Source organism: Flavobacterium cucumis (assembly GCF_900148835.1).
Taxonomy (GTDB): domain Bacteria; phylum Bacteroidota; class Bacteroidia; order Flavobacteriales; family Flavobacteriaceae; genus Flavobacterium; species Flavobacterium cucumis.
On sequence record NZ_FRYK01000001.1, the window covers coordinates 144,839 to 168,730 of the forward strand.

At 32.8% G+C, this 23,892-nt stretch carries 22 protein-coding genes; 10 read left to right on the plus strand and 12 right to left on the minus strand.

From position 1 onward, the window contains the following. Window positions 1–132: 132 nt before the first annotated feature. Both BUE95_RS00685 and BUE95_RS00690 read right to left on the minus strand, forming a co-directional pair. On the minus strand, window positions 133–1,047 hold the full coding sequence (locus BUE95_RS00685) for a glycerophosphodiester phosphodiesterase family protein (RefSeq protein ID WP_073580490.1): 915 nt from the start codon (window positions 1,045–1,047) through the stop codon (window positions 133–135). 77 nt (window positions 1,048–1,124) lie between these two features. Then, window positions 1,125–1,691, minus strand: a complete 567-nt coding sequence (locus BUE95_RS00690) for a hypothetical protein (RefSeq protein ID WP_234977614.1) — start codon at window positions 1,689–1,691, stop codon at window positions 1,125–1,127. A 74-nt stretch (window positions 1,692–1,765) separates the two neighbouring features. Between BUE95_RS00690 and BUE95_RS00695 the strand changes: the two genes are divergently transcribed. The 7 genes from BUE95_RS00695 (at window position 1,766) to BUE95_RS00725 (ending at window position 8,759) form a co-directional block, all read left to right on the plus strand. After that, complete coding sequence (locus BUE95_RS00695) at window positions 1,766–2,893, plus strand: methionine aminotransferase (RefSeq protein ID WP_073580494.1); 1,128 nt, start codon at window positions 1,766–1,768, stop codon at window positions 2,891–2,893. Window positions 2,894–3,276: 383 nt separating this feature from the next. After that, the gene (locus BUE95_RS00700; protein WP_073580496.1) at window positions 3,277–4,041 is read left to right on the plus strand and encodes a ParA family protein; all 765 of its coding nucleotides are present in this window, start codon (window positions 3,277–3,279) and stop codon (window positions 4,039–4,041) included. Window positions 4,042–4,049: 8 nt separating this feature from the next. Next, the gene (locus tag BUE95_RS00705) at window positions 4,050–4,949 is read left to right on the plus strand and encodes a ParB/RepB/Spo0J family partition protein (protein WP_073580498.1); all 900 of its coding nucleotides are present in this window, start codon (window positions 4,050–4,052) and stop codon (window positions 4,947–4,949) included. Beyond that, complete coding sequence (locus BUE95_RS00710) at window positions 4,949–5,521, plus strand: DUF5683 domain-containing protein (protein ID WP_084530206.1); 573 nt, start codon at window positions 4,949–4,951, stop codon at window positions 5,519–5,521. The genes BUE95_RS00705 and BUE95_RS00710 overlap by 1 nt, the downstream gene beginning before the upstream one ends. Before the next feature lie 78 nt (window positions 5,522–5,599). Continuing rightward, window positions 5,600–6,301, plus strand: a complete 702-nt coding sequence (dapB, locus tag BUE95_RS00715; protein ID WP_073580500.1) for a 4-hydroxy-tetrahydrodipicolinate reductase — start codon at window positions 5,600–5,602, stop codon at window positions 6,299–6,301. Between the two features lie 40 nt (window positions 6,302–6,341). After that, window positions 6,342–8,054, plus strand: coding sequence for a signal peptidase I (gene lepB / locus BUE95_RS00720; protein ID WP_073580502.1), 1,713 nt, complete (start codon window positions 6,342–6,344; stop codon window positions 8,052–8,054). Between the two features lie 90 nt (window positions 8,055–8,144). Then, window positions 8,145–8,759 carry a WbqC family protein gene (locus BUE95_RS00725; RefSeq protein ID WP_073580504.1) on the plus strand — a complete coding sequence of 205 codons (615 nt, stop codon included), beginning with the start codon at window positions 8,145–8,147 and terminating at the stop codon, window positions 8,757–8,759. Window position 8,760: 1 nt separating this feature from the next. Here the strand turns inward: BUE95_RS00725 and BUE95_RS00730 are convergent, their stop codons facing one another. The 7 genes from BUE95_RS00730 to BUE95_RS00760 all read right to left on the minus strand — a co-directional run bounded on the left by BUE95_RS00730 (window position 8,761) and on the right by BUE95_RS00760 (window position 15,120). After that, window positions 8,761–9,804 carry an endonuclease/exonuclease/phosphatase family protein gene (locus BUE95_RS00730; protein WP_073580506.1) on the minus strand — a complete coding sequence of 348 codons (1,044 nt, stop codon included), beginning with the start codon at window positions 9,802–9,804 and terminating at the stop codon, window positions 8,761–8,763. After that, window positions 9,805–10,662 (minus strand): rhomboid family intramembrane serine protease, encoded by an 858-nt coding sequence (locus BUE95_RS00735; protein WP_073580508.1) that lies wholly within the window; start codon window positions 10,660–10,662, stop codon window positions 9,805–9,807. 120 nt (window positions 10,663–10,782) lie between these two features. Further along, entirely contained in the window at window positions 10,783–11,580 is a 798-nt protein-coding gene (locus BUE95_RS00740) for a rhomboid family intramembrane serine protease (RefSeq protein ID WP_073582328.1), read from the minus strand. Next, a complete protein-coding gene (gene mutL / locus BUE95_RS00745; RefSeq protein WP_073580510.1) occupies window positions 11,580–13,436 on the minus strand; it encodes a DNA mismatch repair endonuclease MutL in 1,857 nt (618 codons plus the stop codon). Before mutL ends, BUE95_RS00740 begins: the two co-directional genes overlap by 1 nt. After that, window positions 13,436–13,735, minus strand: coding sequence for a hypothetical protein (locus tag BUE95_RS00750; RefSeq protein ID WP_073580512.1), 300 nt, complete (start codon window positions 13,733–13,735; stop codon window positions 13,436–13,438). Before BUE95_RS00750 ends, mutL begins: the two co-directional genes overlap by 1 nt. Window positions 13,736–13,852: 117 nt before the next feature. Then, window positions 13,853–14,338 carry a 6,7-dimethyl-8-ribityllumazine synthase gene (gene ribH, locus BUE95_RS00755; RefSeq protein WP_073580514.1) on the minus strand — a complete coding sequence of 162 codons (486 nt, stop codon included), beginning with the start codon at window positions 14,336–14,338 and terminating at the stop codon, window positions 13,853–13,855. Window positions 14,339–14,340: 2 nt separating this feature from the next. Further along, window positions 14,341–15,120: a tetratricopeptide repeat protein gene (locus BUE95_RS00760; RefSeq protein WP_073580516.1), complete on the minus strand. Its 780-nt coding sequence runs from the start codon at window positions 15,118–15,120 to the stop codon at window positions 14,341–14,343. Window positions 15,121–15,254: 134 nt separating this feature from the next. Between BUE95_RS00760 and recF the strand changes: the two genes are divergently transcribed. From recF to rluF, 3 genes are all read left to right on the plus strand, one after another. Next, window positions 15,255–16,334, plus strand: a complete 1,080-nt coding sequence (gene recF, locus BUE95_RS00765) for a DNA replication/repair protein RecF (RefSeq protein WP_073580518.1) — start codon at window positions 15,255–15,257, stop codon at window positions 16,332–16,334. A 17-nt stretch (window positions 16,335–16,351) separates the two neighbouring features. After that, on the plus strand, window positions 16,352–17,380 hold the full coding sequence (gene murB / locus BUE95_RS00770; RefSeq protein WP_262494356.1) for a UDP-N-acetylmuramate dehydrogenase: 1,029 nt from the start codon (window positions 16,352–16,354) through the stop codon (window positions 17,378–17,380). 85 nt (window positions 17,381–17,465) lie between these two features. After that, complete coding sequence (gene rluF, locus BUE95_RS00775; RefSeq protein ID WP_073580522.1) at window positions 17,466–18,254, plus strand: 23S rRNA pseudouridine(2604) synthase RluF; 789 nt, start codon at window positions 17,466–17,468, stop codon at window positions 18,252–18,254. Window positions 18,255–18,510: 256 nt separating this feature from the next. Here rluF and BUE95_RS00780 read toward each other — a convergent pair whose 3' ends face one another. The 3 genes from BUE95_RS00780 to rpoC all read right to left on the minus strand — a co-directional run bounded on the left by BUE95_RS00780 (window position 18,511) and on the right by rpoC (window position 23,844). After that, entirely contained in the window at window positions 18,511–19,002 is a 492-nt protein-coding gene (locus BUE95_RS00780) for a GNAT family N-acetyltransferase (RefSeq protein WP_073580524.1), read from the minus strand. A 46-nt stretch (window positions 19,003–19,048) separates the two neighbouring features. After that, window positions 19,049–19,357, minus strand: a complete 309-nt coding sequence (locus tag BUE95_RS00785) for a DUF3467 domain-containing protein (protein WP_073580526.1) — start codon at window positions 19,355–19,357, stop codon at window positions 19,049–19,051. A gap of 188 nt (window positions 19,358–19,545) precedes the next feature. After that, entirely contained in the window at window positions 19,546–23,844 is a 4,299-nt protein-coding gene (gene rpoC / locus BUE95_RS00790; protein ID WP_073580528.1) for a DNA-directed RNA polymerase subunit beta', read from the minus strand. Window positions 23,845–23,892 lie beyond the last annotated feature (48 nt).

The window sequence follows — 23,892 nt, forward strand, 5'->3', positions numbered from 1 at the left end:
TTTAAAAGGTTATTAATTTTCTGATGCAAAGATTTCGTTAAATTTTTCAAAAATCCAAATAAATTTAATTTTTTATTAAAAAAACTAAAAATTAGTATGTAACGCACACAAAGAAAAAAACAATAGCAATAATTAATTCAAGTTAATAAATGGCGTATTCAAATTCTCTTCCTTGATATAAATTTCCATTTGTTGCGCTACCTCTACTGGTCTATCACTTGAAATAATCATTACACCGGCTTTTACAATGTCTAAATAAACATGATTACCATTTGCAATTGCACTTTTATCTATGTTACCCATAGTTCCTGAAATACAGGTAATTCCTTGCGTTTTCATGTAAGTTAAAACTTCTGTTTTTGGGAAAGAAGTACCTACAAAAGCAAGCATATTTTCAGTTTTGACCCCCATGTTTTGTAAACGTTCTATGTCATCTTTACCTCTTGCTGATACAGATAGTAGTAAATCAGGAGCTAAATTAGCTACCTCAGCTGCTTGATTGGCATTATACGTTATGATTATGGAATAATTTTCCGCTTTATTTCTTCTTACCGCATCAACAATCATTTTAAATGGCACCCCTCTTTTTACATCTAAAGTATAAACCACTTTTCCTTTACCCCATTTTAAAACTTCATCTAACGTTTCAATTTTATAGGACGTTACATTTCCCTCATTATCTTTTAGAAATAAACTTTGTAATTCCTTGTAGGTATATGAATTAATTGGTCCAGTTCCTGTTGTAGTTCGGTCTAAAGTATTATCATGCATCATTACTAAAATTGAATCTTTAGTTAATGCGATATCGGTTTCAATAACAGCTGGTACCTTACGAATTGTATTCTCGAAAGTAGCAATGCAATTTTCAGGAAAGAAAGTTGTTGGTCCTCCTCGATGTGCACTTACCAAAGGATAGAAATTAGATGTTGCTTGAAAAAAGCTTTTGAAATCTGAATTACTATCAAATGCAATTCGATGCAATTTAGCTTGTCCTAAACTAAAAGTAATTTGAGCTAAAAGCAAAAAAGTTAAAAAAGTACGTATCATAAATGCTATTTTTTTTGCAAAAATAATGAACCAAAGTCACAAAAATCGTACTATTATGTTAATTTAAAAACAAACAACTATTTTTGAATAACTAAACTTTCTAAGGCTTCTACTCCTTCTAAAAAATCAATACTTTTTACTTCCTCAAAAAAGTCAATTTCGGTTTCGTGAGGTAAAAAATCGGAGATGATACGCACGATAAAGTCTTGATGTTTCTTCAAATACATAAAAGTGTAATCTTCCATATTTACAACCGTTTTTTCGGCTAAATTGGTTGTTCTTACAAACTTATCGGAAGTTAAAGAGGATAAGCACGGTAAATTTAATTTTGGATCTGTGATAATAGGTTTTCCATTTTCAAACAAACCGCCTTCATAGCCGTATAATGATGCATTTGTAATTTCGACCGGCCTTCCTAAGTGCAAATCATCGGGTAAGTTGGTTTGTTTTCCAACAATGGCAGCAAAACCCATTAACACACAAATATCGTGTGTTGGCAATTGCATCATTGCCTTAGCTGTACTTTCACGACCAATTCCAGAAACGATTACTTCGTACGTATGCTTCAAATTAGGAATTCGAGCTAAAGCGTTTAGGACTTTTTCTCGCTCAATTTCCATCGGTGTTAGGATGTTTATCTTCAAAATCTCAGAATTAAATCACAAAATAAAGTAATTTGAAGAAATTAGAGCGTGTATATTTTTTATATTTTTGTTTCATGTCAAAACTACCTAACATCACCACTAGTATTTTTTCCGTTATGTCGCAATTAGCGAACCAGCACGGTGCTATAAATTTATCGCAAGGATTTCCCAATTTCCCTGAAGACGAACGTTTGTTGCAAATTTCGGAACGTATTATTCGAGACAATATTCACCAATATACGCCAATGGCGGGTTTGCCTTCGTTATTGAAAAAAATTGCGAATCAAACCTTAAAACAATACGGTAGAGAAGTCAATACCGCAACTGAAATGTTGATTACCGCTGGCGCTACACAAGGCGTTTTTACTGCGATTAACACGTTTGTAAATCAGGGTGATGAAGCATTGATTTTAGATCCAAGTTATGACAGTTACGAGCCTTCGGTTTTAGTTGCCGGTGGAAAACCCGTTCGTGTTTCATTAAACGATGATTACACGCCCAATTTCAACCGAATTGAAAGCGCGATTTCGGTTAAAACGAAAATGATTGTCATCAATAATCCACACAATCCTACAGGTAGAATTTGGACGGAACAAGATTTTGAAACTTTAGAAACCATTTTAGAAAAACATCCTCAAATTCTTATTTTGGGAGACGAAGTTTATGAATATATTACGTTTTCGCAACCGCATATTTCATTTAATATGCGTCCAAAATTAGTAGAACGAACCATTATAGCTTCTTCTTTTGGAAAATCGTTGCATGTTACGGGTTGGAAAGTGGGCTATTTAATTGCTCCTGAACATTTAATGTTCGAAATGAAGAAAGTGCATCAATTTTTAGTGTTCAGTGTAAATAGTTTTTCGCAACATGCTATTTCGGAATACTTAGATGTGGTTGATTTTAGTGAAGTTTCCAAAATGTACCAGCGCAAACGCGATTTATTTCAAAATCTAATAGAAAACAGTCGTTTTAAATTAATGCCTTGTGATGGCACTTATTTTCAAGTGGTAAACTACAATCAAATTTCGAACAAAAACGATGTGGATTTTGCTAAAGAATTAATTGTAAATCATGGTGTTGCTTCCATCCCGATTTCGGTTTTTTATAATGATAATACGGATAGACACATGCTTCGTTTTTGTTTCGCTAAAACCGATGAAACATTAATTGCTGCAGCAAACAAATTGAATCAAATTTGATTTCATTCTAAGATTCCAAATAAGAAAAAATACTTCAAAACTGAAATAAAAATATTACTAAAATCATGCTAGAAGGCACCCACTATAGCGAAATTTCAGAACACTAAAAAAGCTTTAAAAGAAACAAAATAAAGTGTAATTGATGAGAAAAAAACAGGTATTCGTCCAAAAATAAAAATAAAAAAAATAGTAAGAAAAATATCATAAAAATAATTACTAAAGAATAGCAAACAGTACATTTTTTTCATTTCAAAAACATTTTTATTTCCTTATTTTTCTGGCTATAAATCAGTTATAACACACTTTAACCCAATGTTAACAAATTAGCCTTGAAAAAACCATAAATAATTGTATTTTTACGACTTAAATTTTTTAAATATCAAATGGGTAAAATCATTGCAATTGCCAATCAAAAAGGCGGAGTGGGAAAAACAACCACGTCTGTTAATCTAGCCGCTTCTCTTGGTGTACTAGAAAAAAAAGTACTTTTAATTGATGCTGATCCACAAGCAAATGCTAGTTCAGGTCTTGGAATCGATGTAGAAAGTGTAGAAATTGGTTCTTACCAAGTACTAGAACACAGTGCAACTCCTGAAGAAGCTACAATTTCTTGTTCGGCACCTAATGTTTGGGTAATTCCTGCTCACATTGATCTGGTTGCTATTGAAATTGAATTGGTTGATAAGGAAAATCGAGAGTACATGCTAAAAACAGCATTGGAAAAAGTAAAAGATAAATACGATTATATTTTAATAGACTGTGCACCTTCGTTAGGATTATTAACTTTAAATGCCTTAACAGCTGCTGACAGCGTTGTCATTCCTATTCAATGTGAATATTTTGCTTTAGAGGGACTTGGGAAATTGCTAAACACAATTAAAAGTGTACAAAAAATTCATAATCCTAACCTAGATATTGAAGGATTACTTTTAACCATGTATGACTCTCGCCTTCGTTTGTCTAATCAAGTTGTTGAAGAAGTTCAGAAACACTTCAATGATATGGTTTTTGAAACCGTAATTCAGCGAAACATTAAACTTAGTGAAGCACCTAGCTTTGGTGAAAGTATCATCAATTACGATGCTACTAGCAAAGGAGCAACTAACTACATTAATCTAGCCGAAGAAATTATTAAAAAAAATCAATAATATAGAAGATGACAAAAGCGATAAAAAAACAGGCCTTAGGAAGAGGATTATCGGCTTTATTGAAAGATCCTGAAAATGACATTAAATCAGTTGAGGATAAAAATGCAGATAAAGTTGTAGGAAATATTATTGAATTAGATATTGAATCGATTGAAATTAATCCGTTTCAACCGAGAACAAATTTCAATGAAGAAACCCTACAAGAATTAGCAAAATCTATAAAAGAACTTGGTGTAATCCAACCTATTACAGTTAGAAAACTCGACTTTAATACGTTCCAATTGATATCTGGAGAACGTCGTTTACGTGCTTCTAAACTAATAGGCCTTAAAACAATTCCAGCATACATACGATTGGCTAATGACAATGAATCATTAGTTATGGCTTTGGTAGAAAACATCCAACGTCATGATTTAGATCCAATTGAAGTTGCTATTTCTTATCAAAGATTAATTGAAGAGATTAATTTAACACAAGAAGAACTTAGCGAACGTGTTGGTAAAAAACGTTCTACCATTACGAATTATCTACGTTTGTTAAAACTAGATCCAATCATTCAAACAGGTATGAGAGATGGTTTTATTTCAATGGGACATGGTAGAGCATTAATCAACATTGAAAACCAGGACATTCAGAGTGACATTTATCAAAAAGTAGTTTCTCAAAATCTTTCTGTTAGAGAAACAGAAGCTTTAGTTAAAAATTATCAAGACAGCTTAAAACCAAAAACTGCTAATCCTTCAAAAGCCAATTCTTTCGATATTGATGAAGAAGACAAAAAAGTTTTCGCTAACTATTTTGGTACTAAAGTAGAGGTTAAAGTAGCTGGAAATGGTAAAGGAAAAATTACAATTCCATTTCATTCAGAAGAAGATTTTAATCGCATTTTAAAATTAATCAACTCTTAGTGAATACCTTACGCTTTATAATATCATTTTGCTTTATTTTTTTGTGTTTTGAAGGTAATTCGCAAGAAGTGCTGTCGTTGCGCCCAGCCGATACAACTAGAAGTGTTCTGAACCCAAATGCTCCAGCAAAAGCAGCTTTTTTTTCTGCGTTAGTTCCCGGATTAGGTCAAGCATACAATAAAAAATATTGGAAAATGCCTATTGTGTACATTGGAATGGGGATTGGAATTTATTCCTATACATGGAACCAAAAAAAGTATCATGAGTATAGAGATGAATACAAAAGAAGGCTCGACGGCACTTACGATCCCTCTAACCCACATCCAATATATGGAAATCTAGACAATGATCGTCTAATAAGAGCACAACAATTTCATCAAAGAAATAGAGATTTATCGGCACTTATTACTGCAGGCATTTATATTCTAAATATTATTGATGCTAATGTTGATGCACATCTCACGCAATTCAACGTAAATGACAATTTATCTTTGAAACCAGAAGTTAACCAAAATCAAATTGACTTTAAATTTAATTATGGCATGACTTTAACCTATACTTTTAACAAATAATTTGGTAACTTTTACAACACAATAAAAACTAATAAATTGAAATAAATTCATTTTAGCGTTTAAAACCAAATAAAATTCATGAAAATAGCATTATTAGGATATGGAAAAATGGGAAAAGTTATTGAAAGAATAGCTTTAGAACGTGGCCATGAAATTGTATTGAAAAAAGATCAAAGCAGTACTTTTGAAGGTTTATCAAGTGCAGACGTAGCCATTGACTTTAGCGTTCCCGATAGTGCCGTTAACAATATTTCAGCGTGTCTAAACATTGGAATTCCAGTAATCTCAGGAACAACAGGTTGGCTTGCTGATTATCCAAAAATGGTTGACTTATGCACAGAAAAAAAGGGAAGTTTCATTTATGGCTCTAACTTTAGTTTAGGTGTAAATATCTTTTTTGAATTAAATGAATATTTAGCAAAAATGATGGCAAATTTGAAACAATACAATGTTTCAATGGAAGAAATTCACCATACTCAAAAATTAGACGCACCAAGCGGAACAGCAATAACATTAGCTGAAGGCGTTATCAAGCATACAGATTATTCTAATTGGACATTAGAAACTCCAATTAGTAATGAAATCCATATTGAAGCAAAACGCATCGAAAACGTACCTGGTACTCACAGCATATTCTATGATAGTAATGTAGATCAAATAGAAATAAAACACACTGCACATAGCAGAGAAGGTTTTGCTTTAGGTGCTGTTGTCGCTGCTGAATGGTTAGTAGGTAAAGAAGGTGTTTTCACTATGAAAGATGTTTTAGGTTTATCCTAAATAAAAAATTATACAATTTAACAAGTAAACGATATTAAAAATGGAAATATCAGGTTGGTTACTCTTTATCTTATTAGTTCAAGTAATTCATGGAATTGGAACTTGGAAATTATATGTAAAAGCGGATAGAAAAGCATGGGAAGCATTTGTCCCTGTATACAATGGAATTGTATTAATGCAGCTTATTAACCGCCCAAAATGGTGGATATTACTATTATTCATTCCTGTGATTAACTTATTTATGTTTCCAATCATTTGGATTGAAACCTTACGAACCTTTGGTAAAAAATCTACTACAGACATGATACTTGGGGTTGTTACACTAGGACTTTATATAGCATATGTAAATTATACCCAAGTGACAACATATCATGCCAATCGTGACTTGAAAGCGCCTAATAAAACCATGGACACCTTAGGATCGCTTTCTTTTGCTATTGTTGTAGCTACTTTAGTTCACACCTATTTTATTCAGCCTTTTGTTATTCCAACATCTTCATTAGAAAAATCATTATTAATTGGAGATTTCTTATTTGTTAGTAAATTTCATTATGGAGCTAGAACTCCAATGACACCAATTGCTGCACCAATGGTTCATGATTCAATTCCTCTAGTCGGAACCTTATCTTATCTCCCAAAACCACAGATTCCTTATTTTAGATTTCCAAAATTTCAAGAAATAAAAAACAATGATATCGTAGTTTTCAATTGGCCAAGCGATACTCTAGACAATATGTACAATCCAAGCAATATAAGAGTAAATAAACCTATTGATAAAAAAACCAATTATGTAAAACGATGCGTGGGAATAGCGGGCGATTCTTTACAAATTAAAGACGGAATCGTTTTTATAAATGGCAAAGAGTTAATACTCCCAGAAAGAGCGAAACCTCAATATTTATATAAAATTAAATTAAAAGCAAATAGTGCAGAAGAAATCATAACCGAATATGATATCAGAGAAAGTTCTTCAGTATTTGAAATTAAAAATGAAATCTGGGACAAACCTCAGATAAAAGAAGAGTTAACAAAGAATTACGCTTTTCAAGAATTTTCTAGAGATAGTTTAAAATCATATGTATTGGGTAATATAGACCAAGATCTATACCGAAAACTAGAGCTAAATTACTCATTGTCATTTTTTTATGGGAATTTAACTTTTGACAAATATGAAAAACTAAAAGAGGATGCAAGAGTGGCTTCTATTGAACGAAAGATTAATCAAGAAGCCGAAGATGGTATTTTCCCTGACTTCAAAGATGGTAGAATAGCAACAACAAACAAGTGGAATAGTGATAATTTTGGGCCAATTTACATTCCAAAAGCTGGTGCTACAGTAAAATTAGATAGAAAATCGCTACCCTTTTACAAAAAAATAATTTCTGAATATGAAGGAAATGATTTAAAAGTAAATGGTAATGAAATTAGAATTAATGGACAAATAGCTACTTCATACACATTCAAACAAAATTATTATTGGATGATGGGAGACAATCGTCATAATTCTTTAGACGCAAGATATTATGGCTATACACCCGAAAATCACATAGTAGGAAAGCCTGTTTTTATTTGGATGAGTTGGGATTCTAATGGAAAAGGAATTGCAAATAAAATCCGTTGGGACAGACTGTTCACAACTGTTGGAGGAGATGGTCAACCAAAATCATATTTCCAATATTTCTTAATTGCTTTGGGAGTTTATTTCGCATTTGATTATTTTAGAAATAAGAAAAAGAAGAAACAAGAAGCTTAATCCAAATTATCACTCGAATTTCACTAATTTACACAAATCAATTCGTGTTGTTAGTGAAATTCGTGTTTTTAAAAGAACGAATATCGCATCATGAAAAACATACTTATACATCCCACTTATTTCCCATCAATCAGCCATTATATTGCAATGCTTCAAGCAGATTCGGTTACGTTTGAAATGGAAGATAATTTTCAAAAACAAACCAACAGAAATAGGATGTATATCTACAGCCCTAACGGAGTTCAGTTGTTAAATATTCCTATCAAACACACAAACGATAGACATCAGAAATATAAAGACGTACGCATTGAAAATGATTTTGGATGGCAAAAAAACCATTTCAAATCTTTAGAAGCAGCTTATAGAACCTCCCCTTTCTTTGAATATTTTGAAGATGATTTTCGCCCACTATTTGAGAAAAAACAAGAATTTCTAATGGATTTAAATTTAGAAATTTTCGAATTGGTAAATGATAGTTTGGGAATTAAAATAGCAACAGAAAAAACAACAGAATATTTTCACGAAGTTCCAAATTATATCGATTTTAGACATTTGACTAACGGAAAAAAAGACACAACCAAACTAGAAGAATACACACAAGTTTTTGAAGAAAAACATGGTTTCATCAATAACCTTAGCATTTTAGATTTACTTTTTAATGAAGGGCGATATGCCATTGAATATTTAAAAAATCAAAAACTTTAAATTATTTCTCTGCCTTTTCTATTAAATTAAGTCGCGTAGTTTGAGGAAAATGATCACTCTGAAAAAAGGTATCAAAAGTCTTAAATTGTTTCACTTCTATTGATTTTTCTACAAAAACATAATCTATTCGAGCTGGATAATATTTAAAGTTATACGATTTACCAAATCCTGTTCCAGCGTCTTCAAAAGCATCTTTCATATCTCCTTTTATGGTTCTATACACATATGAAAATGCACTATTATTCAAATCTCCACAAATAATTTTTGGATAATCACAAGTGTCAAAATGGGCTTTAATCATTTCAGCTTGTTGCTGTTGTATGGCAAAAGCCTCACTTATACGTTTAAAAATAAACTTAGATTTTTCTTCATCTAATTTTTCATGTATGTCTGTACTAATTTTAATAGACTGCAAATGCATACTATATACACGTAACGTATCCTGATTTTTCAACAAATCAACAAAAATAACATTGTTACTCGAATTTGGAAATTGAATTTCTCCTTTATTTATAATCTTAAAATTGGAATAAATCGCCTGACCATACTTGTTTTTTCCACCATACAACTTCACAAAACTATGTGGAAACATAGAAGTATTTACACGCTCATTTGGAGAAAATTCCTGTAAACATAATATATCTGGATTTTTCTCATCAATCAATTTTGAAATTTGTTCGGGTACATCCGCTTTAGGAAGCCATTCATACAAATTAAAAAGACGAACATTATAACTCATCAGAGTAAAATCACTTTCTTCTTTTGGTAGATTGGTTTCCGAAAATTTGTAAAAACGATTAATAAAAGTAATTCCTAATAACAAAACCAATCCCGACAGCAACATATATCGTTTAAACTGCAATAACCAATAGATAAAAAAGAAAAAGTTTAGAATCAAAAACAAAGGCAAAATAAGTGTTAAAACACTTAAGAATGGAAAAGCTTTAGGAGCTAAAAATGGCAACAAATAAGCAAGAAAAGTCAATACAGTTAATACTATATTAAAAAAGAACATTATTTTACTTAACCAAGTTTGTTCGCGCATTTATTTTCCAGCTTTAAAGAGAAATTCCTTTTCTTCTTTCGTTAAACTATCATAACCCGATTTACTAATTTTATCTAAAATATCATCAATCTGTTTTTGCGTTAGGTCTTTATTGTCTTGAAACGAATTTACAGCTTTTTTTGCAGTATTGCGATGTACCTTTTTGAAAGGAGTTTTTTTCTTAGGTTTGGAAACATTCACAAAAAAATCTAAAATCATCGAAATTGCTTTACTCAAATCGGTTCCCGATTGTAACAACTTGATATAAAGAAAACCAAAAAGTGCACCACCCAAATGCGCTATATGACCACCAGTGTTGTCTAACGGCAATTGAATTAAATCAAGTAATAAAATTACAAAAGTTACATGCCAAAGTTTTACAATTCCAAACAAAGGAATACGTAACAACATAAAAGGAGCGTAAGTGGTGGCACTTAGCAAAATCGCCATAATAGCACCGCTGGCTCCAACTAACAAACCTGCTCTCCCAACAATAATATACGAAAGCACAAAGGTAATTCCAGAAAAAACACCACCTAAAACATAAACACCAAGCAATTGTTTATCTGTGAAATAAGTTGAAAACAATCGCCCTGAAAAATGAAGTACAAGCAAATTAAAAATCAAATGAAAAAATCCGTAGTGAAAAAAATTAAACGTAATTAATGTCCAAGGTGTTTTAATAAACGTTCCTAAATCAGACGATAAGGCAATCCAATACGGAATTTCAAATTTCCCTATTGAAAAACTATAAAATAACACTAACGATAACAAGAAGCAACCGATGTTCCAAAAAATTAACTTTTGCAACATGCCACCTGTTCTATATTGTAGTTTTAAATCGTCTAAAATGTTCATAATCTAAATTTTCAAATCAAGTTCAAGTTCAAAACTTGAGTCTCTGTGTAATAATAAAGCTAAGATGATACTAAAGTGCAACAAGAGGAACGGAACACTGCGACTGCAAACGGAATACTATCATCTATCCCAACGGTTCTGATTAAACTGATTTTTCTTCCAATACCACATCATAATAAAACCAATTAAAGCACCACCAACGTGAGCAAAATGGGCAATATTACCACCAAAAAGACTAAATCCAGTTACTCCAGAAAACAAATCTAATAATACAATTACAGGTACAAAATATTTGGCTTTGATAGGAACTGGAATAAACATCATCATCAACTCCGCATTAGGAAACATAAAGGCAAATGCCACTAACAAACCGTATATTGCTCCTGAGGCTCCAACAGCTGCTGTTTGATTTTTTATAGCAGCATCAAAAAGAATTCTAAAATCGTCGCCATTTAAATTTAATTTATCAAAAGTAGCCTGTGCATTTTCATACAACAATTGCCCTTGGAATTGAGTTCCGCTAACAAAGTCCGTATTTAAAATCAAATGAATGTCTGTGGGTGTAATTACCGTATTTTGCAATTGATTTAATAAGGAATGAATTTCATAGTAATTTACTCCTGAATGAATTAAAGCTGCTCCAATTCCGCAAGAAAAGTAAAAAAATAAAAATTTCTTAGCTCCCCAAAAATGCTCTAATGCACTTCCAAAAGAAATCAAAGCAAACATATTAAAGAAAATATGCATCAAACTTCCATGCATAAACATATGCGTAATAGGCTGCCAAAATTGAAATTTATCACTCTCAAAATAATACAGAGCCAATAAGTCGCTTGATTGTGGTACAACATAAGCCCCAATAAAACACAAAACATTAATTATCAATAACTGCTTAACAGTATCGGTCATATTATTCATCATATCGCAAATTTTTTATCTAAATCTTCTACCGTTAAGGTAATGAAAGTTGGTTTTTGAAAAGGCGAAACATTAGGTTCTTTACATGCAAATAACGAATTTACTAAATTTTCTTGTTCCTTTTCGGTTAAATACGTTCCAGTTTTTACAGCCATACTTTTTGCCATGGATTTAGCAATGCTATCACTTTGCGAAAAACTACTTTCTGGAATTTCATTTTGTAGATTCCCAATCAACTCTTCTAAAACTATAGAAACTTCGCTTTCTGCCATTCCAATAGGCAATCCCGAAACTTGAATCGAATCAGCATTGAAAGCATCAAAAACAAATCCTGTATTTTCTAAAGAGGATTGCAATTCTTTTAATAAAATCATCTCATCTGAGGAAAAATACAATTCCAATGGGAATAATAATTGCTGACTCGAAGCTTTTTGAACCGTAATATTAGTCAGAAATTGTTCGTATAAAACACGTTGGTGTGCTCTACCTTGATCAATGACCAACATTCCCGATTTTATAGCACTAACAATATACTTTTTATGAATTTGATAGGTAGAAGTAGTTTTAGTTTCTATTACATCATCATCAAATAATTTACTCGTAACTTCTTCGCTTTCAAATGAAAAACTCTCTATTTCTTGTGTGTCTTGCTTTAGCCCAACATACAAACTTTCCCAACTAGCCGTAGTGGTTTCCTTTTTATAACTTCCAAAAGAAGACAAAGGTTTCGAACTTGACTTTTCAGTAGCAAATGGATTGAAATTGGAATCCACTTGAATAGTCGGAAAATCCGCTTCTCTGTTTTTGTATTCGTAAGGTGTGTCTAAATTAGCATCGCGTTCAAAATCTAAAACGGGAGCAACATTAAACTGCCCTAAACTATGTTTCACAGCCGAACGCAAAATCGCATATAACGAATGTTCATCATCAAATTTAATTTCCGTTTTTGTCGGATGTATGTTAATATCTATTGTATGAGGCGGTACTTGCAAATACAAGAAATAACTAGGTTGATTGCCTTCTTTTAACAAACCGTCATAAGCACTCATAATCGCATGATGCAAGTAAGCACTTTTGATATATCTGTCATTTACAAAGAAAAACTGCTCTCCTCTACTTTTTTTGGCAAATTCGGGTTTTCCTACAAATCCGGAGATAGTAATCAATTCGGTTTCTTCCGAAACTGGCACTAACTTTTCATTAGTCTTTCCGCCGAAAATATTCACAATTCGTTGACGGTAATTGGAACTCGGTAAATTGTATAATTCACTTCCATTATGAATCAAAGTAAACGAAATCGAAGGATGTGCCATTGCAACACGTTGAAATTCATCCATCACATGACGAAATTCTACCGTCTCCGATTTTAAAAAATTTCTTCGGGCTGGTATATTGAAAAATAAATTTTTAACCGCAAACGAAGTTCCTTTTGGTAAAACCGCAACATCTTGAGTAACCAATTTACTTCCTTCAATTACAATATGTGTTCCTAGCTCTTCTTGATCTTGCTTTGTTTTTAATTCCACATGCGCAATCGCAGCAATAGACGCTAATGCTTCACCACGAAAACCTTTGGTATGCAAATCAAATAAATCTTCTGCTTTTCGAATTTTAGAGGTAGCATGACGCTCGAAACACAAACGCGCATCGGTCGTATTCATTCCCAAACCATTATCAATTACTTGAACTAAGGTTTTTCCGGCTTCTTTAACAATTAATTTAATGTCGGAGGATTTAGCATCAACAGCATTTTCCAACAACTCTTTCACAACAGAAGCTGGACGTTGTACCACTTCACCAGCTGCAATTTGATTGGCAACATGATCAGGTAAAAGTTGAATTATACTTGCTGCCATTATTTTCTTCTAAAAATAGACAAATCAAAATCAATAATATACATGAAGATTAATAATAATACCAATACAATAATTAAAATTCGCATGTTAAATTGACGATTGCCTCTATGTCGACTGTTATTTCTTGCCTCACTCCAATGTGCTCTAAAATCATTGTAATTAACCGATTCTCGATCTCTTCTTATCGCTGAATCGAAATCAAAAGGGTTTTCTACTTCCTTGCCCTGATAATGGCGCGGCGTATAGTTAAACCTCTTATTTTGTGGCAATTTAAATGACCCTCTTCCAAACTTAAACATAACACATTATTTTTTTCAAATTTAGGGATTTTTATGGGTTTAATCTCCAAATTTTTGTTAACAAAAAAATCCCGATGGCTAATCGGGATTAATATATTGATTTTAAAGGAAATCCTTTTATTTTCTATTCAAATCTACCATCTTAATTGCAGCAATAGCAGCCTCAACCCCTTTGTTTCCGTGTTTTCCACCACTTCTATCCAATGATTGTTGCATATTGTTATCGGTCAAAACACAAAAGATAGTTGGCACATCATATAAAAGATTTAAATCTTTCATACCTTGCGTAACACCCTCACATACAAACTCAAAATGCATGGTTTCCCCTTTAATTACACAACCAATTACAATTACAGCATCTAGCTCCAATTTTTCATGCATTTGACGAGCTCCAAAAATCAATTCGAAACTTCCAGGCACATTCCAACGAATAATGTTTTCCGGTAATGCACCACAATCTGTTAAAGCAGCGAAAGCTCCATTATACAAACCTTCAGTTACTTGCTCATTCCATTCTGAAACAACAATCCCAAACCGAAAATCTTTCGCGCTTGGGATTGTGTTTTTATCGTAATTGGATAAATTTTTATTCTCTGTTGCCATTCTTATTCTGTCATTGCAATGAAAGCATCAATATTCATTCCTTCTTTGGAAGTCTCATATTTCTCTTTAATCGTTACAAACAATTTATGCGCTTCTGCTTTTTTTCCAGAAGTTACTAATAATTGTGCCGCTTTAAATAAATATCTTGGTGTCGAAAAATCATTTTCATTTGCTTCAGCTGCCTTCATGTAATAAGCAATAGCATCTTCAACTTTATTCGTTTCAGACAAAGCATCTCCAATTGCACCAAGTGCTAAAGGTTGTAAAATTGCATCGTCCGATTTAAAATTCTCTAAATAAGTGATCGCATTTTTAAAATCACCCAAGTTCAAATAAGAAATACCCGCGTAGTAATTAGCCAAATTTCCTGCATCTGTACCAGCATATTGCTCAGCAACACCAACAAAACCTAGTTTACCTTCCCCGCCTTTCAAAGCTAAATTATACAATGAGTCTGGCTTAGCAGTTGCATCAACCGCTTGTTGAAAATATTGTTGTGCTTGAAAAATTTCATTAGCCGCTTTTTCTTCTTTTGGTTCAGCAACAAAACGGTTGTATAACAAATACCCTAAAGTAGAAATGGCAATTGCACCTACTACTCCTAAAATGATTTTCTGATTCTTAGCTACCCAATCCTCAGTTTTTGAAGCTGTTTCATCTAATGCATTGAAAACTTCAGCTGTTGTACTATCCTTAGCATCAATCACTTCTTCAAATTCATTTTCAACTTTCGCTTCTTCTGGTTTTGGAGCTTTGTATCCTCTTTTGTTATATGTTGCCATTTATTTTAAATTTAATGTGGTGCAAAAATATAATTTTTATTAAAATTAAAAACCATTTTTGTATATATTTTTAAGAATTTCAATTTACTTTTGCAAGAAGTCTTATTTTTAGTCATTTCACAACTCTTTTTATTGTGTTTTTAAAACAGTTATCTTTACTTAACTATAAAAATTTAAGTCAAATCGAATTCGAATTTGATAGTAAAATCAATTGTTTTGTTGGAAAAAATGGGGTAGGAAAAACCAATATTTTAGATGCTATTTATCATTTAGCGTATGGCAAAAGCTACTTCAACCCACTAGCCGTTCAAAATATCAAACATGGTGAAGATTTTTTTGTAATTGATGCTTTATTAGAAAAGAACAAGAAAGAAGAAAAAATTGTTTGCAGTTTAAAAAAAGGACAAAAAAAAACCATCAAGCGTAACGGTAAGATCTATGAAAAACTCTCAGAACACTTAGGTCTAATTCCTTTAGTAATTATTTCACCTTCGGATACCGATTTAATAGTTGAAGGAAGTGAAACACGTAGAAAATTTATTGATAGTGTCATTGGAACTTTAGACACCCAATACTTACAGCTGTTGATCCAATACCAAAAAACTATAGCCCAACGAAATGCACTCTTGAAATACTTCGCTCTTAATCAAACTTTTGATGGAGATAATTTATCCATTTACAACGAACAATTAAGCGAGATTGGACAATTAATTTTCAAAAAAAGAAAACAATTTTTAAACGATTTTATTCCGATTTTTGAAAAACACCACTCTAATATTTCAGGTGGAAATGAAAAAGTTGCTCTAAAATACGATAGTCAATTATTTGAAAACGATTTGATGGATCTCTTAGTAAAGGCAATCCAAAAAGACCGAATAATGCAATATACTAGCGTTGGAATTCATAAAGACGATCTATTCTTTGAAATAGACGGTTTTCCTATAAAGAAATTTGGTTCGCAGGGCCAACAAAAATCATTCTTGATTGCATTAAAACTGGCACAATTCGAGTTCATAAAAAAGCAAAGTGGCGAATTACCTATTCTCCTTTTCGATGATATCTTCGATAAACTAGATGAAACACGTGTGCAAAAAATTGTAACCATGGTTAATGATGCTGTCTTTGGCCAAATTTTTATCTCAGATACGCATGCCGAAAGAACGGAGCTGATTATTAAAGAAACACATCAATCCTATAAAATATTTCCGATTTAAAGTTCATAATACTACATTTGAAAAAAAATTATTCTACCATGAATATTCAAACCAATTTCTCTCTAAAAAATTATAACACTTTCGGGATTGACGCTAAAGCGAAGCAATTTGTATCTGCAAGTTCTATTGACGAATTAAAAGAAGTGTTGACGGCTAACAACGATATTTTTATTTTGGGTGGCGGAAGCAATATGTTATTAACGCAAGACATCGAAAAATTAGTAGTTCACGTTAATTTAAAAGGAAGAGATATTGTTGAAGAAAACGATGATTTTGTTATTGTAAAAGCGCAAGCTGGAGAAAACTGGCACGAGTTTGTATTGTGGTGCATTGATCAAAATTTCGGCGGAATTGAAAATTTGTCATTAATACCTGGAAATGTCGGCACAACTCCAATTCAAAATATTGGTGCTTATGGTGTAGAAATTAAAGATACAATGTACTCCTGCGAAGCTTTAAACTTAAAAACGTTAGAAATTAAAACTTTTACTAACGAACAATGTAAGTTTGAATATCGAGAAAGCATTTTCAAAAACGAATTGAAAAATCAATTCATTATTACTTCCGTTTGTTTTAAACTAACTAAAAAAAATCACAAAGTTTCTACAACCTATGGCGCTATCGAAACGGAATTACAACAGCAAAACGTACAAAACCCCACATTAAAAGACGTTAGTAATGCTGTGATTGCAATTAGACAAAGTAAATTACCTAATCCAAAAGAATTAGGGAATAGTGGAAGTTTCTTCAAGAATCCTATTATTACAAAAGAAGCTTATGAGAAAGCAAAAGCTCTTCACCCCGAAATGCCTCACTATGCAGTATCACAAACCGAAGTCAAAGTTCCTGCAGGTTGGCTAATTGAACAAGCAGGCTTTAAAGGAAAACGTTTTGGTGATGCTGGAGTTCATAAAAATCAAGCACTAGTCCTGGTTAACTATGGAACCGCAACAGGAAAAGAAATCGTTGGATTAGCAAAAAACATCCAACAAACCGTTTTAGATAGATTTGGTATTGCAATTGAAGCCGAAGTAAATATCATCTAAATTCAAACTATTCCTTTAAACAAAACACCTTAGATATTAGGAAAACGTATTTTCTTCTATTCTCTAAAAGTACTATCTTTGCCACATGGAAGAAAACACGATACGCATCAACAAATATTTATCAGAAACAGGTTTTTGTTCTCGTAGAGAAGCCGATCGATTAATTGAGCAAGGAAGAGTGACTATTAATGGAAAAGTTCCAGAAATGGGCACTAAAGTTGCTCCTGGTGATGAAGTTCGTGTGAATGGTGAATTAGTACAACAGAAAAATGAGAAACCTATTTATTTAGCGTTTTACAAACCCGCTGGAATTGAATGTACGACTAATTTAAGCGTGCGTGACAACATTGTTGATTTCATCAATTATCCAGAGCGTATTTTTCCTATTGGTCGTTTAGATAAAGCCAGCGAGGGTTTGATTTTTATGACGAATGATGGCGATATTGTAAACAAAATTCTACGTGCGAGAAACAACCACGAAAAAGAATATATCGTAACCGTAAACAAACCAATTACGGATCGTTTTATCGACCGAATGGCAAACGGAATTCCGATTTTGGAAACGATTACCAAGAAATGTAAAGTAGAACAAATTAGTAAATACGTTTTCCGCATTATTTTAACGCAAGGTTTGAACAGACAAATTCGCAGAATGTGTGAATATTTAGATTACGAAGTAACCGCTTTAAAACGAACGCGTATCATTAATATTTCATTAGATGTACCTGTAGGCAAATACCGTGAATTATCCGATAAAGAAATTACCGAATTAAACCAATTGATTGCTCCGTCAAGCAAAACGGAAGAAGCAAGTTTACCAAATAATAAAAGTAAGTTTACTGGGAAGAGAAATTATGGGGAGCGAAATCGTTAGAGAAATTTGATTTAAAAAGTTAGGACGAACAAGATATTCGTATTTCTTTTTCGCAATTTAATTCAGAACTTGAAGCACCCTTAAGTGAAAGGAAATATTTTTATCAATATAAGTTAGCGAAAGGTAAGCTATATGATAAAAATATCAAAAAAAACCTTTATTATACAAACTGTACCAGTTAAGCAATTTAATAAATAAACCCGTCTCAATCCAAAATACGAAAATCCAAAATACGAAAATCCATAATCTTATAAATTTAAATTATTATCTCCATCACATAGTCATCCATCACATAACCATTTCCTATATCAATTACTTCGTCTTTTACTTTTGAGAAGCCTAATTTGGTATAAAAGTTTACAGCTTTGTTATATTTGTTTACGTTTAAGAAAATAGCGTTTTGATGGTTTTTTATGGCTTTATCTTTTACCAATTCAAAAAACTGTCTGCCTAAACCTGTTCCCTGTGTTTCAGGTAAGACATAAATTTTATGGATTTTTGTTTTTTGTGGTTCGCAGTTAATTTCATAGGAAAGAAAACCTAAGTACTTATCCTTATCATCTTGTGCCAAATAAAAAACGTGACCTTTTCGCATTAATTCTTGCAAAGCAGTTTCGTTGTAGAACTTTTCTATCATGTAATCTAATTGTGCTATTGACAAGATTTCGCCATAAGCTACAGGCCAAATTTTCTTGGTTAAGTCGATAACAATTGGAATATGTTCGGTATTTGCTTTTACTAATTTCATAGGTAATTAACTAAAAAAGTCTCGCAATATACGAGACTTTTGGTTATTAAGCTTGCCCTGTTGGGCCAAAATTTAAAGGAATTGGAGGTTGTTCTCCTTCTTCAATTTTTCCATGAGCACTTTCAAAACGATGAATATTTTCTCCTAATGCTTTCAACAAACGTTTTGCGTGTTGAGGCGTTAAAATAATTCTCGATTTCACTTTCGCTTTTGGTACTCCAGGCATAATCGTTACGAAATCTACCACAAACTCAGAATTAGAATGGTTTATAATTGCTAGGTTGGAATAGATTCCTTCAGCTGTTTGCTCATCTAACTCAATGTTTATTTGCCCCTGTTGATTATTATTTTCCATGTGTTTTTCAAATTTTTAAAACATATAAGTAGCTAAAGTTTTAAAACCTTTATCAAACTTATATCATGTTATTATTTACTTTATATAGACAGTGTCTAAAATTCTTTTACAAGAATAAGTATAATTTGGGTAAAAAAAAAGCCTAACAGAAAAATCTGTTAGGCTTAGTATTCAAATAAGGAAACTAATTAGTAGTTAAACTCTTCTTTAGTAGCCATTAATTCATTGTATTCTTCTTTAGAACCTACTATTGTATTGTCGTAGTCTCTCATACCTGTACCAGCTGGGATTCTGTGACCTACAATAACATTTTCTTTTAATCCTTCTAAAGTATCTACTTTTCCTGCAACTGCAGCCTCGTTTAATACCTTAGTTGTCTCCTGGAACGATGCCGCAGAAATGAATGATTTCGTTTGTAACGATGCTCTCGTAATACCTTGAAGTACTGGAGTAGCAGTTGCTGTAATAACATCACGAGCCTCTACTAAGTTTTTATCATTACGTTTTAATAACGAATTTTCATCTCTTAACTGACGTGGAGAAATAATTTGACCTGGTTTTAAATTTTCCGAGTCACCTGCATCCTCTACCACTTTCATTCCATATAATTTGTCGTTTTCAACAAGGAAATCGCTAGTATGAGCTAATTGATCTTCTAAGAATAAAGTATCTCCTGGATCAACAATTCTTACTTTACGCATCATTTGACGAATAACCACCTCAAAGTGTTTGTCATTGATTTTTACCCCTTGTAAACGGTATACCTCTTGAATTTCATTTACCAAATACTGTTGAACAGCTGATGGGCCTTGAATTCTTAAGATATCTTCTGGAGTAATTGCTCCGTCAGAAAGTGGAGTTCCTGCTTTAACGTAATCGTTTTCTTGAACTAAGATTTGGTTCGAAAGTTTTACTAAGTATTTCTTCACTTCACCAAATTTAGACTCGATAGCGATTTCACGATTACCTCTCTTAATTTTTCCAAAAGTTACAACGCCATCAATTTCAGAAACTACTGCCGGGTTTGAAGGATTACGAGCCTCTAACAACTCCGTAATTCTTGGTAAACCTCCTGTAATATCTCCCGCTTTAGAAGAACGACGTGGGATCTTAACTAAAATCTTACCTGCCTTAATTTTTTCTCCATCATCTACCATAAGGTGAGCCCCTACTGGCAAGTTGTATGAACGAATTAATTCGCCATCTTTACCATAAATCAATAAAGTTGGAACTAATTTTTTATTTCTACCTTCAGAAATTACTTTCTCTTGGAAACCAGTTTGTTCATCGATTTCAACTAAGAACGATTGTCCTTGCTCTAAATCTTCATAAGCAATTTTTCCAGTAAATTCAGAAACAATAACTCCATTATAAGGATCCCATTTACAGATTGTCGTACCTTTTTCAACAACGTCACCGTCTTTAACAAAAATACTTGAACCGTAAGGAATATAGTGTGTATTTAATAAGATTCCTGTTTTAGCATCAACTAATTTTAACTCAGTAGAACGAGAAATTACAATATCAACAGTGTTTCCATCAGCATCTTCACCCTTAACTGTTTTTAAATCTTCTATTTCTAATCTACCTGCAAAACGAGTAATAATACTAGACTCTTCAGAAATACCTCCAGCAACACCTCCAACGTGGAATGTACGTAGTGTTAACTGTGTACCTGGCTCACCAATTGATTGTGCTGCAATAACTCCAACAGCTTCACCTTTCTGAGTCATCTTACCTGTAGCCAAGTTTCTTCCATAACACTTCGCACAAATACCTTTTGTAGCTTCACATGTTAATGGAGAACGTACTTCTACTCTTTCGATTGGAGACGCTTCAATTTTCTTAACAATAGCTTCAGTAATTTGCTCACCTGCATGAACTAAAACTTCTAAATCTAATGGGTTAACTACATCTTGTAAAGCAACACGTCCTAAAATTCTCTCTCCTAAAGTTTCAACAATTTCCTCGTTTTTCTTTAAAGCAGAAACTTCAATACCTCTCAATGTACCACAATCAACAGAATTTACGATAACGTCTTGAGATACGTCATGTAATCTACGTGTTAAGTAACCTGCATCGGCAGTCTTAAGAGCCGTATCCGCAAGACCTTTACGTGCACCGTGAGTTGAAATAAAGTACTCTAAAATCGAAAGACCTTCTTTAAAATTAGAAAGAATAGGGTTTTCAATAATTTCACCACCACCAGCAGTCGATTTTTTAGGCTTAGCCATCAAACCACGCATACCAGTTAACTGACGTATCTGTTCTTTAGAACCCCTTGCTCCAGAATCAAGCATCATATATACCGAGTTGAAACCTTGTTGGTCTTCACGGATATTTTTCATCGCAAGTTCTGTTAATTGAGCATTAGCAGATGTCCAAATATCAATAACTTGGTTGTAACGTTCGTTATTGGTAATAAGACCCATACTATAGTTCATAGAAATTCCCTCTACTTGCTCACGTGCATCAGCGATTAATTTCTCTTTTTGTTCAGGAATTCTAATATCTCCTAATGAGAATGATAATCCTCCACGGAATGCAAACTTATATCCCATATCTTTCATGTTATCCAAGAAAGCTGCTGTAGTAGGAACATCAGTTACCGCTAAGATTTTACCAATAATATCTCGTAATGATTTCTTAGTTAATACCTCATTAATATATCCTGCAGCTTCAGGTACTACCTCATTAAACAGTACTCTACCCGCTGTAGTTTGAATAATTTTATAAACCAATTCGCCATTTTCATTAAAATCTTTAGCGCGTACTTTCACACGAGCATTCAATTCTAATTTCCCTTCATTCAACGCAATGTTAACCTCTTCAGCAGAATAGAAAGTCAAATCTTGACCTAAAATTTTCTTCTCTGGAGTTGATAAACGTTCTTTGGTCATATAATATAGACCAAGTACCATGTCCTGAGAAGGTACTGTAATAGGAGCTCCATTTGCTGGATTCAAAATATTATGAGAAGCCAACATTAATAATTGTGCCTCTAAAATAGCTTCTGGTCCTAATGGTAAGTGAACCGCCATCTGGTCACCATCGAAATCGGCGTTGAATGCCGTACATACTAATGGGTGTAATTGGATAGCTTTTCCTTCAATTAACTTAGGTTGAAATGCTTGAATACCTAAACGGTGTAACGTAGGAGCACGGTTCAATAATACAGGATGTCCTTTAATTACATTTTCAAGAATATCCCATACAACTGGCTCTTTTTTGTCGATAATTTTCTTAGCAGACTTAACTGTTTTAACAATTCCTCTTTCGATTAACTTACGAATAACGAATGGTTTGTAGAGTTCAGCTGCCATATCTTTTGGCAAACCACATTCAAACAATTTCATTTCTGGTCCAACAACAATTACAGAACGAGCAGAATAATCCACACGTTTACCTAATAAGTTTTGACGGAAACGACCTTGCTTACCTTTTAATGAATCTGATAAAGATTTTAATGGTCTGTTTGATTCTGTTTTAACAGCAGAAGCTTTACGCGTGTTATCAAACAACGAGTCAACAGACTCTTGTAACATACGTTTCTCATTTCTTAAGATAACTTCTGGAGCTTTAATCTCCATTAATCTTTTTAAACGGTTATTACGAATGATAACTCTTCTGTATAAATCATTTAAATCGGAAGTTGCAAAACGACCTCCATCAAGTGGCACTAACGGACGTAATTCTGGTGGAATAACTGGAATAACTTTCAAAATCATCCATTCAGGACGGTTTTCTCTATTATTGTTAGACTCACGGAATGATTCTACAACATTTAAACGCTTTAATGCTTCTGTCTTACGTTGTTTTGACGTTTCATTATTAGCTGCATGACGAAGACTGTAAGAAAGTTCGTCTAAATCAGTACGAGCTAATAAATCCATAATACACTCAGCACCCATTTTAGCGATGAATTTATTTGGATCATTATCATCTAAATATTGATTCTCCATTGGAAGTGAATCTAAAATATTTAGATACTCCTCTTCTGTTAAGAAATCTAATTTTTGTAAAGACTCACCATCAGCATTTTTAGCGATACCAGCTTGAATTACTACGTATCTTTCGTAGTAAATAATCATATCTAATTTCTTAGAAGGTAAGCCCAAAATATAACCAATTTTGTTTGGCAACGAACGGAAATACCAGATATGAGCAATTGGCACAACCAAATTGATGTGTCCTACTCTATCTCTTCGCACTTTCTTCTCTGTTACTTCAACACCACAGCGATCACAAACAATGCCTTTGTAGCGAATTCTTTTATATTTTCCACAAGCACACTCATAATCTTTTACTGGACCGAAAATTCTTTCGCAGAAAAGACCATCTCTTTCTGGTTTGTGGGTACGATAGTTAATGGTTTCTGGTTTTAAAACCTCACCTCTAGATTCTGCCAAAATAGATTCTGGCGAAGCTAGTCCTATCGTGATTTTGTTAAATCTTTTAACGGTATTTTTATCTTTTAATCTTGTCATGATATGAATACTTTCGATTTATGAAAAGCGTTATAAAGGGAGCAACCA